This is a genomic window from Streptomyces sp. NPDC046939 (genome assembly GCF_040644575.1).
Taxonomy (GTDB): Bacteria; Actinomycetota; Actinomycetes; order Streptomycetales; family Streptomycetaceae; genus Streptomyces.
On record NZ_JBEYWV010000020.1, the window covers coordinates 1 to 13,716 of the forward strand.

13 protein-coding genes are annotated in these 13,716 nt (G+C 71.3%); 3 read left to right on the forward strand and 10 right to left on the reverse strand.

Annotation, left to right across the window (positions count from 1 at the left end):
* Positions 1-208: 208 nt before the first annotated feature.
* Genes ABZ877_RS21975 through ABZ877_RS21990 form a run of 4 tightly spaced genes read right to left on the reverse strand, consistent with a single transcriptional unit; the run spans position 209 to position 3,372 of the window.
* The gene (locus ABZ877_RS21975; protein WP_361073777.1) at positions 209-661 is read right to left on the reverse strand and encodes a transcriptional repressor; all 453 of its coding nucleotides are present in this window, start codon (positions 659-661) and stop codon (positions 209-211) included.
* A 25-nt stretch (positions 662-686) separates the two neighbouring features.
* Complete coding sequence (locus tag ABZ877_RS21980) at positions 687-1,574, reverse strand: metal ABC transporter permease (protein WP_361073779.1); 888 nt, start codon at positions 1,572-1,574, stop codon at positions 687-689.
* Positions 1,574-2,341: a metal ABC transporter ATP-binding protein gene (locus tag ABZ877_RS21985; RefSeq protein ID WP_361074078.1), complete on the reverse strand. Its 768-nt coding sequence runs from the start codon at positions 2,339-2,341 to the stop codon at positions 1,574-1,576. The genes ABZ877_RS21980 and ABZ877_RS21985 overlap by 1 nt, the downstream gene beginning before the upstream one ends.
* A gap of 35 nt (positions 2,342-2,376) precedes the next feature.
* The gene (locus ABZ877_RS21990; protein WP_361073781.1) at positions 2,377-3,372 is read right to left on the reverse strand and encodes a metal ABC transporter substrate-binding protein; all 996 of its coding nucleotides are present in this window, start codon (positions 3,370-3,372) and stop codon (positions 2,377-2,379) included.
* A 178-nt stretch (positions 3,373-3,550) separates the two neighbouring features.
* Here ABZ877_RS21990 and ABZ877_RS21995 point away from each other — a divergent pair, with 178 nt between their 5' ends.
* A complete protein-coding gene (locus ABZ877_RS21995) occupies positions 3,551-4,933 on the forward strand; it encodes a glycine--tRNA ligase (protein ID WP_361073783.1) in 1,383 nt (460 codons plus the stop codon).
* A 124-nt stretch (positions 4,934-5,057) separates the two neighbouring features.
* On the opposite strand, the gene ABZ877_RS22000 is transcribed toward ABZ877_RS21995, so the two are convergent.
* The 3 genes from ABZ877_RS22000 to ABZ877_RS22010 all read right to left on the reverse strand — a co-directional run bounded on the left by ABZ877_RS22000 (position 5,058) and on the right by ABZ877_RS22010 (position 8,239).
* Positions 5,058-5,645: a TetR family transcriptional regulator gene (locus tag ABZ877_RS22000; protein WP_361073786.1), complete on the reverse strand. Its 588-nt coding sequence runs from the start codon at positions 5,643-5,645 to the stop codon at positions 5,058-5,060.
* A 25-nt stretch (positions 5,646-5,670) separates the two neighbouring features.
* The gene (locus ABZ877_RS22005; RefSeq protein WP_361073788.1) at positions 5,671-6,702 is read right to left on the reverse strand and encodes an aldo/keto reductase; all 1,032 of its coding nucleotides are present in this window, start codon (positions 6,700-6,702) and stop codon (positions 5,671-5,673) included.
* 106 nt (positions 6,703-6,808) lie between these two features.
* The gene (locus ABZ877_RS22010; RefSeq protein WP_361073790.1) at positions 6,809-8,239 is read right to left on the reverse strand and encodes an MFS transporter; all 1,431 of its coding nucleotides are present in this window, start codon (positions 8,237-8,239) and stop codon (positions 6,809-6,811) included.
* Positions 8,240-8,378: 139 nt separating this feature from the next.
* Here ABZ877_RS22010 and ABZ877_RS22015 point away from each other — a divergent pair, with 139 nt between their 5' ends.
* Positions 8,379-9,248 (forward strand): helix-turn-helix transcriptional regulator, encoded by an 870-nt coding sequence (locus tag ABZ877_RS22015; protein WP_361073792.1) that lies wholly within the window; start codon positions 8,379-8,381, stop codon positions 9,246-9,248.
* Positions 9,249-9,251: 3 nt separating this feature from the next.
* Here ABZ877_RS22015 and ABZ877_RS22020 read toward each other — a convergent pair whose 3' ends face one another.
* Positions 9,252-10,721, reverse strand: a complete 1,470-nt coding sequence (locus ABZ877_RS22020) for an MFS transporter (protein ID WP_361073794.1) — start codon at positions 10,719-10,721, stop codon at positions 9,252-9,254.
* Between the two features lie 148 nt (positions 10,722-10,869).
* On the opposite strand from ABZ877_RS22020, the gene ABZ877_RS22025 reads away from it, so the two are divergent.
* Positions 10,870-11,742, forward strand: a complete 873-nt coding sequence (locus ABZ877_RS22025; protein WP_361073796.1) for a helix-turn-helix transcriptional regulator — start codon at positions 10,870-10,872, stop codon at positions 11,740-11,742.
* On the opposite strand, the gene ABZ877_RS22030 is transcribed toward ABZ877_RS22025, so the two are convergent.
* Complete coding sequence (locus ABZ877_RS22030) at positions 11,728-13,014, reverse strand: MFS transporter (protein WP_361073798.1); 1,287 nt, start codon at positions 13,012-13,014, stop codon at positions 11,728-11,730. The genes ABZ877_RS22025 and ABZ877_RS22030 overlap by 15 nt on opposite strands.
* 88 nt (positions 13,015-13,102) lie before the next feature.
* Positions 13,103-13,711, reverse strand: coding sequence for a helix-turn-helix domain-containing protein (locus ABZ877_RS22035; protein ID WP_361073800.1), 609 nt, complete (start codon positions 13,709-13,711; stop codon positions 13,103-13,105).
* Positions 13,712-13,716 lie beyond the last annotated feature (5 nt).

Below are 13,716 nucleotides of genomic sequence, written 5' to 3' on the forward strand. Positions count from 1 at the left end.
GGGTCGGGGGGGTGGTGGGGGTGGCGGGCGGCGGTTTTGGTGGGGGGTGGTCGCGCAGTCCCCCGCGCCCCTGAGATGCGCACTTCGTGCGCCATCTCAGGGGCGCGTCTTGGGGGAAGGCGCGGCGAAGCCGCATGCCTTCAGGGGCGCGGGGAACTGCGCGACCAGCCACGACGAGACGTGCACCCGGCGACGCACCCCACGCGGCTCACACCGTGGCAGCACCCGCACAGTCCGAGCACGTGCCGAAGATCTCCACCGTGTGCGCCACATTCACATACCCGTGCTCGGAGGCAATCGTCTCCGCCCACGACTCAACGGCCGGCCCCTCGACCTCAACCGCCTTGCCGCACATCCGGCACACCAGATGGTGATGATGGTCACCGGTGGAGCACCGCCGGTACACCGCCTCGCCGTCGGACGTCCGCAACACATCGACCTCACCCGCGTCCGCGAGCGATTGCAGCGTGCGGTACACCGTGGTCAGCCCGACGGAGTCCCCCTTGTGCTTGAGGACGTCGTGCAGCTCCTGCGCGCTGCGGAACTCGTCCACCTCGTCGAGCGCTGCCGCCACGGCCGCGCGCTGGCGGGTCGACCTGCCTCGAACGGGGGCTGCCACGGGTATCTCCTCACATCCCTGCCACGTACGTATCGCCGCCATTGTGCCAGGCGGCGTCGGACCCGGGTCAGACCTTGGCGGGGGCCTGCCCGGGGATGGCGCACTCCGCCGGGTCGCCCGGCATCTGTGCCGCCGCGGCCCGGGCCCTGCGCCTGGCCAGCGGGGTGGCGAGGAGGGTCAGGGCGATGAAGACGCCGATGGTCAGGAGCACGATCGTCGCGCCGGGCGGCACGTCCTGGTAGTAGGACGTGACGGTGCCGCCGAGGGTGACGGCGACGCCGATGGCGACGGCGATGACGAAGGTCGCCTTGAAGCTGCGGGTCAACTGCTGCGCGGCGGCGACCGGGACGACCATCAGGGCCGACACCAGGAGCAGGCCCACCACACGCATCGCGACCGTCACGGTGACCGCCGCCGTAACGGCGGTCAGGAGGTTCAGGGCGCGCACGGGCAGCCCGGTGACGCGGGCGAACTCCTCGTCCTGGCTCACCGCGAACAACTGGCGGCGCAGGCCCACCGTGACCAGGACCACGAACGCCGCGAGCAGGCAGATCGCGGTGACGTCCTCGGGGGAGACCGTCGACAGCGAGCCGAAGAGGTAGGAGGTGAGGTTCGCCGTGGAGCCGCCCGGGGCGAGGCTGGTGAACATGACGCCGCCGGCCATGCCCCCGTAGAAGAGCATGGCGAGCGCGATGTCGCCGCGTGTCTTGCCGTACCAGCGGATCAGCTCCATGACGACGGCGCCGAGGACGGAGACCAGCGTCGCCATCCACACCGGGGAGGCGGAGAGCAGGAAGCCGAGGCCGACGCCGGTCATCGCCACGTGCCCGATGCCGTCGCCCATGAGGGCCTGGCGGCGCTGGACCAGGTAGATGCCGATGGCGGGCGCGGTGATGCCGACGAGGACGGCGGCGAGCAGCGCCCGCTGCATGAATTCGTAGCTCAGGATTTCCATCAGCTCAGCAGTCCCGTGCGGAGGGGTTCGGCGTCCACGGCGGCGTGCGGGTGGACGTGGTCGTGGCCGGGCAGCGCGTGCTGGCCGACGGCCTTCGGGGGCGGCCCGTCGTGCAGGACGCAGCCGTCGCGGAGCACGACCGCGCGGTCGATCAGCGGCTCCAGGGGGCCGAGTTCGTGCAGGACGAGGAGGACGGAGGCGCCCTGGGCGACCTGCTCGCGCAGGGTCGCGGCGAGGATCTCCTGGCTGGCGAGGTCGACGCCCGCCATCGGCTCGTCCATGATCAGCAGCTCGGGTTCGGCGGCGAGGGCGCGGGCGATGAGCACGCGCTGGTGCTGGCCGCCGGAGAGCGCGTTGACGGAGTCCTTGGCGCGGTCGGCGAGGCCGACGAGGTCGAGGGCGCGGCGCACCGCCTCCTTGTCGGCGGCGCGCAGCAGGCCGAAGCGGGAGCGGGAGAGCCGCCCTGAGGCGACGATCTCCGCGACCGTGGCGGGCACGCCGCCCGCCGCTGTGGTGCGCTGCGGCACGTAGCCGACGCGCGCCCACTGCTTGAAGCGGCGGCGCGGGGTCCCGAACAGCTCGATCTCGCCGCCCGTGACCGGTACCTGGCCGATGATCGAGCGCACGGCGGTCGACTTGCCGGAGCCGTTGGCGCCGAGCAGGGCGACGACCTCGCCGCGGCCCACGGTCAGGTCGATGCCGCGCAGCACGGGGCGTGAGCCCAGCTCGGCCGTCACCTCGCGCAGGGTGATGACGGGTTCGGTCATCTCGCTGCCGCCCTTCAACTCGCTCATGTCATACGTCACTTGGCGCCGAGCGCCTTTTGCAGGGCGGCGAGGTTCGACTCCATGACCTGGAGGTAGTCGTCGCCCTTGGACTTCTCGGTGATGCCCTCGATGGGGTCGAGTACATCAGTTTTCAACTTCGCGTCGCCCGCCAGGGTCTTCGCCGTCTTGTCGCTGACGAGGGTCTCGTAGAAGACGGTGGTGACCCCGTCTGCCTTCGCCATCTTCTGGAGGTCCTTGACGCGGGCGGCGCTCGGCTCGCTCTCCGGGTCGAGGCCGCTGATGGCCTCCTCGGTGAGGCCGTAGCGCTCGGCGAGGTAGCCGAAGGCGGCGTGGGTGGTGATGAAGACCTTGGTGTCCGTGTTCCTCAGGCCGTCCTCGAAGTTCGTGTTCAGGGCGTCCAGCTTCTCCACCAGGGCCGCGGTGTTCTTCTTGTAGTCGGCCGCATGGTCGGGGTCTGCCTTCTCCAGAGCCTTGCCGACGCCCTCGGCGACCTCGGTGTACTTCACCGGGTCGAGCCAGATGTGCGGGTCGGTGCCGCCCTCGTCGCCGTGGTCGTGGCCGTGGTCGTCGTGCTCCTCGGCGTGGCCGCCGACCTCGCTGCCGTGCTTCTCCAGGCTGGTCAGGGAGGCGGCGTCGACCTTGGTGGAGATCCCGGACTGGTCGATGGCCTCGTCGACGGAGGGCTGGAGCCCCTTGAGGTAGACGGCGACGTCGGAGTCCTCCAGCTGGGCGCGCTGCTTGGCGCTGACCTCCAGGTCGTGCGGCTCCTGGCCGGGCTCGGTGAGGTTGCGTACGGAGACGTGGCCGCCGCCGATCTGCTCGGCGAGGTACTGCATCGGGTAGAACGACGCGACTACATCCAGCTGCGCGCCGTTCCCGCCGTTCTTGCCGTCCGCCGCGTCCGAGGACGAGCAGGCGGAGAGGCCCACCAGGCCGAGCGCCGTGGTGGCGGTGACGGCGGCGGTGGATATGAGGCGGCGGCGGGGGCGACGGGCCATGCGTACGTTCATGACTGTCATTTTCAACAAAAGTGGAAACGATTGTCAACAACGATTTCGTCACGCAAGGTCCCGCTCTGTACCCCCAAACCGATTTGGTCGCAGGGGTGGCCCCGCCGGTAACCTGAAGCATTCGCTCCCGGAGCGCGTATCCAGCGCCCTCCAACGTCGTCGTAATGAAGAGAGCACCGTGGCCGCCGACAAGATCGACACCATCGTCAGCCTCAGCAAGCGCCGTGGCTTCGTCTACCCCTGCAGCGAGATCTACGGTGGTCAGCGCGCCGCCTGGGACTACGGTCCGCTGGGTGTGGAGCTGAAGGAGAACCTCAAGCGCCAGTGGTGGCGCTACATGGTCACCTCGCGCGAGGACGTCGTCGGCATCGACTCGTCGGTGATCCTGGCGACCGAGGTCTGGCAGGCGTCGGGTCACGTCGCCACCTTCACCGACCCGCTGACCGAGTGCACCTCCTGCCACAAGCGGTTCCGCGCGGACCACCTTGAGGAGGCGTACGAGGAGAAGAAGGGCCGCGCGCCCGAGAACGGCCTCGCCGACCTCACCTGTCCGAACTGCGGCAACAAGGGCACGTTCACCGAGCCCAAGCAGTTCTCCGGCCTGCTCTCCACGCACCTCGGCCCGACGCAGGACAGTGGCTCCGTCGCCTACCTGCGCCCCGAGACCGCGCAGGGCATCTTCACCAACTTCAGCCAGGTCCAGACGACGTCGCGGCGCAAGCCCCCGTTCGGCATCGCCCAGATGGGCAAGTCCTTCCGCAACGAGATCACGCCCGGCAACTTCATCTTCCGCACCCGCGAGTTCGAGCAGATGGAGATGGAGTTCTTCGTCAAGCCGGGCGAGGACGAGAAGTGGCAGGAGTACTGGATGGAGCAGCGCTGGAACTGGTACACCGGCCTGGGCCTGCGCGAGGAGAACATGCGCTGGTACGAGCACCCGAAGGAGAAGCTCTCCCACTACTCGAAGCGCACCGCCGACATCGAGTACCGCTTCCGCTTCGGCGGCAGCGAGTGGGGTGAGCTCGAGGGCGTCGCCAACCGCACGGACTACGACCTCTCCGCGCACTCCAAGGCCTCCGGCCAGGACCTCTCCTACTTCGACCAGGAGAAGGGCGAGCGCTACACGCCGTACGTCATCGAGCCCGCGGCCGGTGTCGGCCGCACCATGCTCGCCTTCATGCTCGACTCCTACTTCGAGGACGAGGCGCCCAACGCCAAGGGCAAGATGGAGAAGCGCACGGTCATGCGGTTCGACCCGCGCATCGCGCCGGTGAAGGTCGCCGTGCTTCCGCTGTCCCGCAACCCGGAGCTGTCCCCGAAGGCCAAGGGGCTCGCCCAGGCGCTGCGCCAGCACTGGAACATCGACTTCGACGACGCCGGTGCCATCGGGCGCCGCTACCGGCGCCAGGACGAGATCGGTACGCCGTTCTGTGTCACCGTCGACTTCGACACGCTTGAGGACAATGCGGTGACGGTGCGGGAGCGGGACTCCATGAAGCAGGAGCGGGTGTCTCTCGACCAGATCGAGGGGTACCTGGCCAGCCGCCTGATCGGTTGCTGACGTCGGTGTAGTCGGCTTACGTCGCTGAGGCCCTGGTTCGCCGGTACTCCGGTGGGCCGGGGCCTTTGTGCTGTCACGGGGCTCCGCCCCGGGCCCCGCTCCTCAATCGCCGGAGGGGCTTGATTTAGCGGGCCTCGATGCCGCGCAGGACCAGTGCCACCACCGCCTCGAACGCCTCCCGGCTGCCCGGCTTCGACCATTCCGGGGCGTGTACCGGGTCGTGGAAGTGGGCGGTGGCCTCCAGGACCGCGCGGGCCGTCACCGGGACGTCCGGGGCCTCGAAGTCGCCCCGCTCGACGCCCTCTTGAACGATGGCGCCGAGCTGGCTGAGCAGTTCGTCGAGGTGTTCGTCGACCACGTCACTGTTCTCGGTGGTCAGGACCGTGTACGTGGCGAACAGCTCGGGGTCGTCGCCCGCCTTGTGCTGCTTGGCCTCGAACAGCGCCGCCAGCCAGTGCCGCAGCTTGGCCGGGGGCGCCTCGTCGCCCGCGACGACCTCGGCGAGGACACCGGTCGTGCGCTCCAGCCAGCGCCTGGTGACCGCGCCGCGCAGCTCGGCCTTGGTCCGGAAGTGGCGGTAGACGGAGCCGTGGCTGACGCCGAGCGCGCGGGCCACGTCGACCACGGTCGCCTTCGCGGCGCCGTGGCGGCGCAGCACCTCCTCGGTCGCGGCGAGGATGCGCTCGGGGGTCAGGGTCTCGGTCGCTGCCATGTACGTGACCGTACCGGGCGGGTTCTCATCGCTCGCTGTCGAGGTGTGCCATCTGGGCCGACGGATAGCGCTCGCCGGCCGCGGCGCCGGCGGGCACCGCCTGCTCGATCGCGGCGAGGTCGGCGGCGCCGAGCGTGACGTCGACCGCGCCGAGCGCCTCGGTCAGTCGGGCCCGGGTACGGGCGCCGACCAGGGGGACGATCGCGGCGCCGTGCCGCTCGCCCTGGGCCAGGACCCAGGCGATGGCGATCTGGGCGACGCTGACGCCCTTCTGCTCGGCGATCTTGCGGAGCTGTTCGACGAGGCCGAGGTTGTGGCGCAGGTTGTCGCCCTGGAAGCGGGGGCTCATGCCGCGGAAGTCGTTCGCGGCGAGGGTGCGGTCCTGGGTGAAGTGGCCGGAGATCAGGCCGCGCGACAGGACGCCGTAGGCGGTGACGCCGATGCCGAGTTCGCCGACGGTCGGCAGGATCGACTCCTCGATCCCGCGCGAGATGAGCGAGTACTCGATCTGGAGGTCGGAGATCGGGGCGGTGGCGGCGGCCCGGCGGATCGTCTCCGCGCCGACCTCGGAGAGGCCGATGTGGCGGACGTGGCCCTTCTCGACCAGTTCGGCGATGGCGCCGACCGTCTCCTCGACGGGCACGTCCGGGTCGAGGCGGGCGATCCGGTAGACGTCGATGTGGTCGACGCCGAGGCGCTGGAGGCTGTACGCGGCGAAGTTCCTCACCGCCGCCGGGCGTCCGTCGTAGCCGCTCCAGCCGCCGTCTGGGTCGCGCAGGGCGCCGAACTTCACGCTGGTCAGCGCCGCTTCGCGGGCGGCGGCGGGCGCGGTGCGCAGGGCCTCGCCGATCAGCAGCTCGTTGTGGCCCATGCCGTAGAAGTCACCGGTGTCGAGGAGGGTGACGCCCGCGTCGAGCGCGGCATGGATGGTGGCGATCGACTCGGCGCGGTCGGCCTCGCCGTAGAGCGCCGACATGCCCATGCAGCCGAGGCCGAGGGCGGAGACGCGGGGTCCTGTGGTGCCGAGGGTTCGCTGGGTTTCCGCGGGGAGGTTCATGCCTCCACAATGGCATGACAGGTGACAGATTTCAATATCTGTCACCTGTCACCTGTCACCTGTGGCCTGTCACCTGTCACCCGTCATGCGTCGCCGGGCCGTCCGGTCAGACGACCGTGCGCGGCAGCCGCAGGCTCAGGCCGATCGTCAGCGCCACCGCCCCGAGCTGCACCAGCAACGTCGTGACCAGCGCGTCCCGCATCCCGAGCGCCGGGACCAGGGAGAGGAAGAGCGTGCCGAGCGTGGCCACGCCGAGGGCCAGGGACGCCTGCTGGATCGTCGTCATCACGCCGCCACCGACACCCGCCCGCGCCGCCGGTACCTCGGAGAGGATGATCCGGAAGAGGTTCGGCAGCTGGAGCGCCTGACCCGCGCCCGCGAGCGCCGCGCCCGGCAGGAGCGCGAGGATGCCGAAGTGCGGCCACGTCCGGTACGCGGCGAGCGCGATCAGCGCGACCCCGGCCGCCTGGACCAGGCCGCCGACCGTGACGACGCGCGTGCCCCAGCGGGCCACCAGACGCGGACCGGCGAGCGACGTCGCGAAGAACACCGCCGCCATCGGGGCCAGGGCGAGCCCCGCCGTGGTCGCGCTGAGCCGCTCGCCCTGCTGGAGCGCGACCGCGATCACGAACATGAACCCGCTGAAGCCGATCGAGAAGGGCACGATCAGGGCGAGCCCGCGCCGCAGGGAGAGGAGCGCGAAGAGGGACGGCGGGATCAGCGGGGCGCCGCCCGTCCGGTCGGCCCGGCGCTCGACCTCGTAGAAGAGGTACGCGAGGAGCGGGAACGCGGCGAGGGAAAGCCAGGTCCACAGCGGCCAGCCCGCGGCGCGGCCCTCGGTCAACGGGGCGAGGAGCGCGATCAGGGCGAGGGCGAGGAGCAGCGTGCCGGGGACGTCGACGCGTTCGGGGCGCGCCGAGCGGGTCTCCGGGACGGTGCGCAGGGCGAGGACGAGGGCCACGACGACGACCGGCACGTTCACCAGGAAGACCGAACGCCAGCCCGAGCCGAACAGGTCCGCCGAGACGAGGACGCCGCCGAGCACCTGGCCCGCCACCATCGACAGGCCCGCCGTCGCCCCGTACATGCTCATCGCCTTGGCGCGGCGCGGGCCCGCCGTCGTCGCCTGGATCGTGGCGAGCACCTGCGGGAGCATCGCCGCCGACGCCGCGCCCTGCGCGATGCGCGCGATCACCAGGGTCCAGGCCGAAGGGGCGAGGCCGCAGGCGAGCGAGGTGAGGCCGAAGGCCGCCATGCCGCCGATGAACATGCGGCGGCGGCCGAGCTGGTCGCCGAGCCTGCCGCCCAGGACGAGCAGGACGGCGTACGCGATGCCGTACCCGGCGACGACGAGTTCGAGGACCGGTTCGCTCGCCGACAGGTCGCGGGCCATGGTGGGCAGGGCGACGTTGACGATGAAGAAGTCGATGAGGGGCAGGGCGGCGCCGAGCAACACGGTGAACAGGCCCGGGCCGCCGAGCGAGTGGCCGGGCGCCACGGTGCGGGCGACCGGCGGGGACTGCGTCTGGGTGGTCATGGGCATCGAGCGTCCGCCCGTGCTCAGGCTGGTACCAGAGTGTTCTTATCCTGGTAGAACCTCTACCCGGAAACAGCTTGGCAGGGGGCGGGGGACAGGGGGAGGCTAAGGCCATGACCACGATGACGGGACTGGTGTCATGACGACCCTGACGCCGGAGGCGCGGCCCGCCGAGATCCGCCGCCACGAGCTGGCCGGGTTCCTGCGCAGCCGCCGCGAGCGCATCACGCCCGAGGAAGTGGGGCTGCCGCGCGGAAGACGCCGCCGCACGCCCGGTCTGCGCCGCGAGGAGGTGGCGCAGCTCTCGGCGGTCGGCGTCACCTGGTACACGTGGCTGGAGCAGGGGCGCGACATCCAGGTCTCCGCGCAGGTCCTCGACGCCCTCGCCCGCACCCTGCGGCTCGACGGCAGCGAACGCGCCCACCTGTTCGGCCTGGCCGGGGCGGTCGACCCGACCCCGGCGGCGGTCTGCCCCACGCTCACCCCCGAACTGCGGGAGATGCTCGACAAGCTGGAGCCGATGCCGGCCTGCGTGCAGAACAGCCGGTACGACATCCTCGCCTACAACCGCACCTACGGGCAGTTGATCTGCGACCTCGACGCGGTCCCGGCCGAGGACCGCAACATGATGTTCCTGGCGTTTACCTACGAGCCCTGGCGGTCCGCCGTCGTCCACCTCGACGAGGTGCTGCGGGTGATGGCGGCCAAGTTCCGCGCCAACATGGCCCCGCATCTCGCCGAGCCCGCCTGGAAGCTGGTGCTCAACCGGCTGCTCGACGAGTCCGCCGAGTTCCGGGAGGTCTGGGAGCGCCACGAGGTGCTGCGGTCGCAGACCAGCAAGGTCAAGGAGTTCCTCAACCCGCACGTCGGTCTCGTCCGCGTCGTCCACACCGACCTGTGGCTGGCCCGTGACACCGGCGCCCGCCTGATGACGTACACGGCGGCGGACGACGTCTCGCGCGAGCGCCTCGACCGGCTCCACGAGCTGGTGCTCAGCGCAGCCCTGTGAGCCCTAGGAGCCGGTGGCCACGCGTGCCGCCTCCGCGTCCTCCGGCCCCTCCAGGCGCTCGGCCGTCCGCCGCGCCGTCCCGCGCGCCCAGCGCCCGCTGGTCAGCGCCCCGAGAAGGAGCACCGCGAGACCGCACCCGGCGATGATCCACCAGCAGGCCCGCCCCGCGCTCACGAAGGAGCGGGCGTAGGAGGACCCGGCGACGCCCGAGGCGAGGACCGCGCCGATGACGGCGACGCCCAGGGTCTGCCCGATCTGGCGGCTCGTGGAGGCGACGGCCGCCGCGACACCGGCCTGTGCGCGCGGCATGCCGGAGACGGCGGTGTTGGTGATGGGCGCGTTGACGAAGCCGAAGCCCAGGCCGAACAGGGCGTAGCCGAGGAACAGCGTCACGTTCGAGGTCTCCGCGTCGAACGCCGCGAACAGCACGCCGCTCACCGTCATCGACACCCCCGCGATCAGCAGCGGCAGGCGCGGGCCCCGGCTGCCGACGAGCCGCCCGGACAGCGGCGCGCACAGGAACGTCATGGTCGCCATCGGCAGCATCCACAGGCCCGCGTGGAGCGCGTCCAGGCCGCGTACGTCCTGGAGGTAGAGCGTCGACAGGAACAGGAAGCCGCCGAGCGCCGCGAACGCGCTGACCGCGATGACCGTGGCCCCGCTGAACGGCGCCGAGCGGAAGAAGCGCAGGTCGATGAGGGGTTCGGCGCGGCGGGGCTCGTAGAGCAGGAGACCGGTGAGCGCGGCGACGGCGACGGCGGCCAGGGCGAGGGTGCGGGCCGACGTCCAGCCCGCCGAGGGCGCCTCGATGATCGCGTACGTGAGTGAGCCGAGCAGGGCGATGACGAGGAGCTGGCCGACGGGGTCCGGGCGGCGGGCCTTCGGGGCGCGGGACTCGGGGACGTAGCGGAAGGTGAGCAGGAGCGCGGCGAGGCCGACGGGCAGGTTGACCCAGAAGATCGAGCGCCAGCCGACCGAGTCCACGAGCAGGCCGCCGACCAGCGGGCCCGCCGCCATGGAGATGCCGACGACGCCGCCCCACACGCCGATGGCGCGGGCCCGTTCGCGGGGGTCGGTGAAGGTGTTCGTGATGATCGACATGGCGACCGGGTTGAGCATCGAGCCGCCGATCGCCTGAAGCATCCGGAACGCGACCAGGGACTCCAGGTTCGGCGCGAGCGAGCAGGCCACCGACGCGGCCGTGAACACGATGAGCCCGGTCATGAAGACCTTGCGCCGCCCGATCCGGTCGGCGGTCGAACCGGCCAGCATCAGCAGCGCGGCGAGCACCAGCGTGTAGGCGTCGATCGTCCACTGCATGCCCGAGAGCGTGGCACCGAAGTCCTTCGCCATGGCGGGCAGGGCGACGTTCAGGACGGTGTTGTCCAGGCTGACGATCAGCAGGCTCATGCAGCAGATCGCCAGGACGAGCAGGCGCCTGCGGGGCGTCAGATCGGAAGATGTATCGGGCATGTTATTGACGGTAACCGGAGCGGGACGGGGACGGGCTGTCGAGGTCATGCCCTCAGCGTCGTGCGCCGCTCAGCCGGGTACCAGAGTCTCCTTATCGTGTTACAGGCAGTACCTGGCACCAGGCTGCGGACGCGGGCATCCTGGAGGCATGACGACGACCGGAGCGGCGACCACGCGGGGGGCCGAGGCGCGCCGCGCCGAACTCGCCGCGTTCCTGCGCAGCCGCCGCGAGCGCGTCACCCCCGAACAGGTCGGCCTTCCGGGCACCTCGCGCCGCCGCACCCCGGGCCTGCGCCGCGAGGAGGTCGCCCACCTCGCCTCCGTCGGCATCACCTGGTACACGTGGCTGGAGCAGGGCCGCGCCATCAACGTCTCGGCCGGAGTCCTCGACGCCGTCGCCCGCGCCCTGCTCATGGACCCGACCGAACGCGCCCACGCCTTCGCCCTCGCCGGGACCGCCGACCCGCGCGCCGAGGCGCCGTCCCCGGTCGTCACACCCACGGTCCTGCGCATGCTGCGACGCCTGGAGCCGTACCCGGCCGAGGTGAAGAACGCGCGCTACGACGTCCTCGCCCACAACCGCGCCTACGTCGACGTCTTCGGCGACCCCGCCGAACTCGACCCCGCGCACCGCAACGCCCTGTGGATGATGTTCATGCACGACCACCGGCCCGTACGGTTCCTCGACCGCGACGTGATGCTCCCCGAACTGATCGCCAAGTACCGCAAGGCGATGGCCGAACACGTCGCCGACCCCGCCTGGAAGGCACCCGTCGACGAACTCCTCGCCGTCTCGCCCGAGTTCCGCGAACTGTGGGAGCGACGGGACGTCGCGTCGATGGTCTCCCACGTCAAGCGCTACGAGCACGTGAACCCCGCGATCGGCCTGCTCAACCTGGAACACCGGCACATGTGGCTCGCACCGGACACGGACGCGTACCGGGTCGTCGCCTACATCCCGGCGGACGACGCGACCGAGGAACGCCTGGAACGACTGGCCGCCGCTTCAGCGACGCGCTGAGACCACCGGACGGGACGGAGCAGCGGCGACGACGGCGGTCGTCGTCGGCAGATCGCGGTCGCGCCGCATCGGCGAGGCCAACAGGACCAGCCCGCACAACGGCAACAGCCCCACCGACAGCCACATCGCCGTGCGCAGGCCAAGGGTCTCGGCGAGGACGCCGCCGAGCAGCGCGCCGAGCGGGATCGTGCCGTAGTTGACGAACGAGGACGCGGTACGGGAGCGGCCGTAGAGCGCGGGCGGGGTGTAGTCCTGCTGGAACGTCGCGGTCAGCGTGTTCTCCGCGACGACGGAGAAGACGACCGCCGCGTGGCCGACGGCGAACAGCGCGACCCCGGGCGGCGCGGACGAGGCGAGCGGCATCAGCAGCGCCAGGCACGGGGTGCCCAGGGTGAGGACGTACACCGAACGCGCCGTGCCGAACCGCGCCCCGAGCCGCCGCGCGGCGAACGCGCCCGCGACCCCGCCCAGCCCGCACGCGCCAAGCAGCACCCCGACGGTGCCCCCGGCGAGATGGACCTCCCGGACCAGGAAGGCGACCAGGATCGACTGGTAGGCCATCAGCGCCAGATTGGCGGCGCCGCCGCACAGCACGAACGCCCGGACATAGCCGTCGCGGAAGGTGAAGGAGAGCCCCTCACGGATCTCCCGGAACAGATTCCCGCCGTCCGTCACCGGCCGCGCGGCGGGCCGCTCGCGATGGCGCAGCCCGAGCACCGCGAGGAACGAGACCGCGAACGCCGCCGCCTGCGCGCACATCGCGCCCGCGGGCCCGAGCAGCGAGACGAGCGCACCGCCGCCGCTGAACCCGGCGAGCTGACCGGCCTGCTCACTGGCGTGCAGCGTGGAGTTGGCCTCGGCGCGGTCGGCGCCGTCGACGAGGCGGGGGAGCAGTACCTCGTACGAGGTCTGGAAGAAGACGGTCGCCGTACCGGTGATCAGCGCCGTGACCAGCAGTTGCGCATACGTGAGGAGGCCCAGCCCGGCGGTCAGCGGGATCGCGGCGATCGCGGTGAGGGACAGCGCGTCGCACACCAGCATCAGCGGCCGGCGCGGCAGCCGGTCCACCCACGCGCCCGCGACCAGACCGATGAGCAGCCACGGCAGCCAGGCGGCGGCGGTCAGCAGCGACACCTGGAACGCGGAGGCGTCGAGCAGTGTGAGCGCGGTCAGCGGCAGGGCGACCGAGGCGACGGACGCGCCGGTGCGGCCGGTGATGGAGGCGATCCAGAGACGACGGAAGTCGGGGTGGCGGCGCAGCAAGGCGGGCATGGGGTGAGCGTAGCTTGCAGAGAAGTCTCTGCACAGGGTTATTTGCAGAGGCTTCTCTGCACGGGAGAAGGGAGCGGCCGATCGGGCCTCAAGGCCGTTCTCGGCGCGGGAACACCTGGATCTGGGCCGTCACCGGGAGCGCGCCGGGCTCGGGCGGCGCGTCGGCGTACCGGCTGACCACAGCCATCAACTCCTCGCGCAGAGAAGCGAGAGCGGTCGGCGTCAGATGCAGGTCGTTCCAGGAACCGAGCAGGGAAGCGCCCTCCCACTCCTCACCCCAGTCCCCGGCCACATACGCGCTCACCTGCTCCGTCATGTCCTGGACCATCTGCCCGAGGTAGACGTCCAGGGAGGCGCGGGCCTCCGGGTCCTTGCGCAGCTCGGACGTCGGCAGCACATGTGTCTTGTGGACCGCCCGCCACCAGCGCTCCCGCCGTGTACCGCGCTCCTCGTCCTCCTCGATGAACCCGTTCTCCGCGAGATGGCGCAGATGCCAGCTCAGCGTGCCCGTGCTCTCGCCGAAACGGGCGGCCAGCACCGCCGAGGTCGCCGGACCGTCACCGCGCAGCGAATCCATGATCCTGATGCGGAGCGGGTGGGCGAGCGCGCGCAGGCCGCGGGTGTCCAGGGTGCGGGTGCCCTCCCGGGCGCTCTCCTGGTCCGGGGCGGGCTGCGCGGCGGGTGTGTCGGCGGTCATGGCCG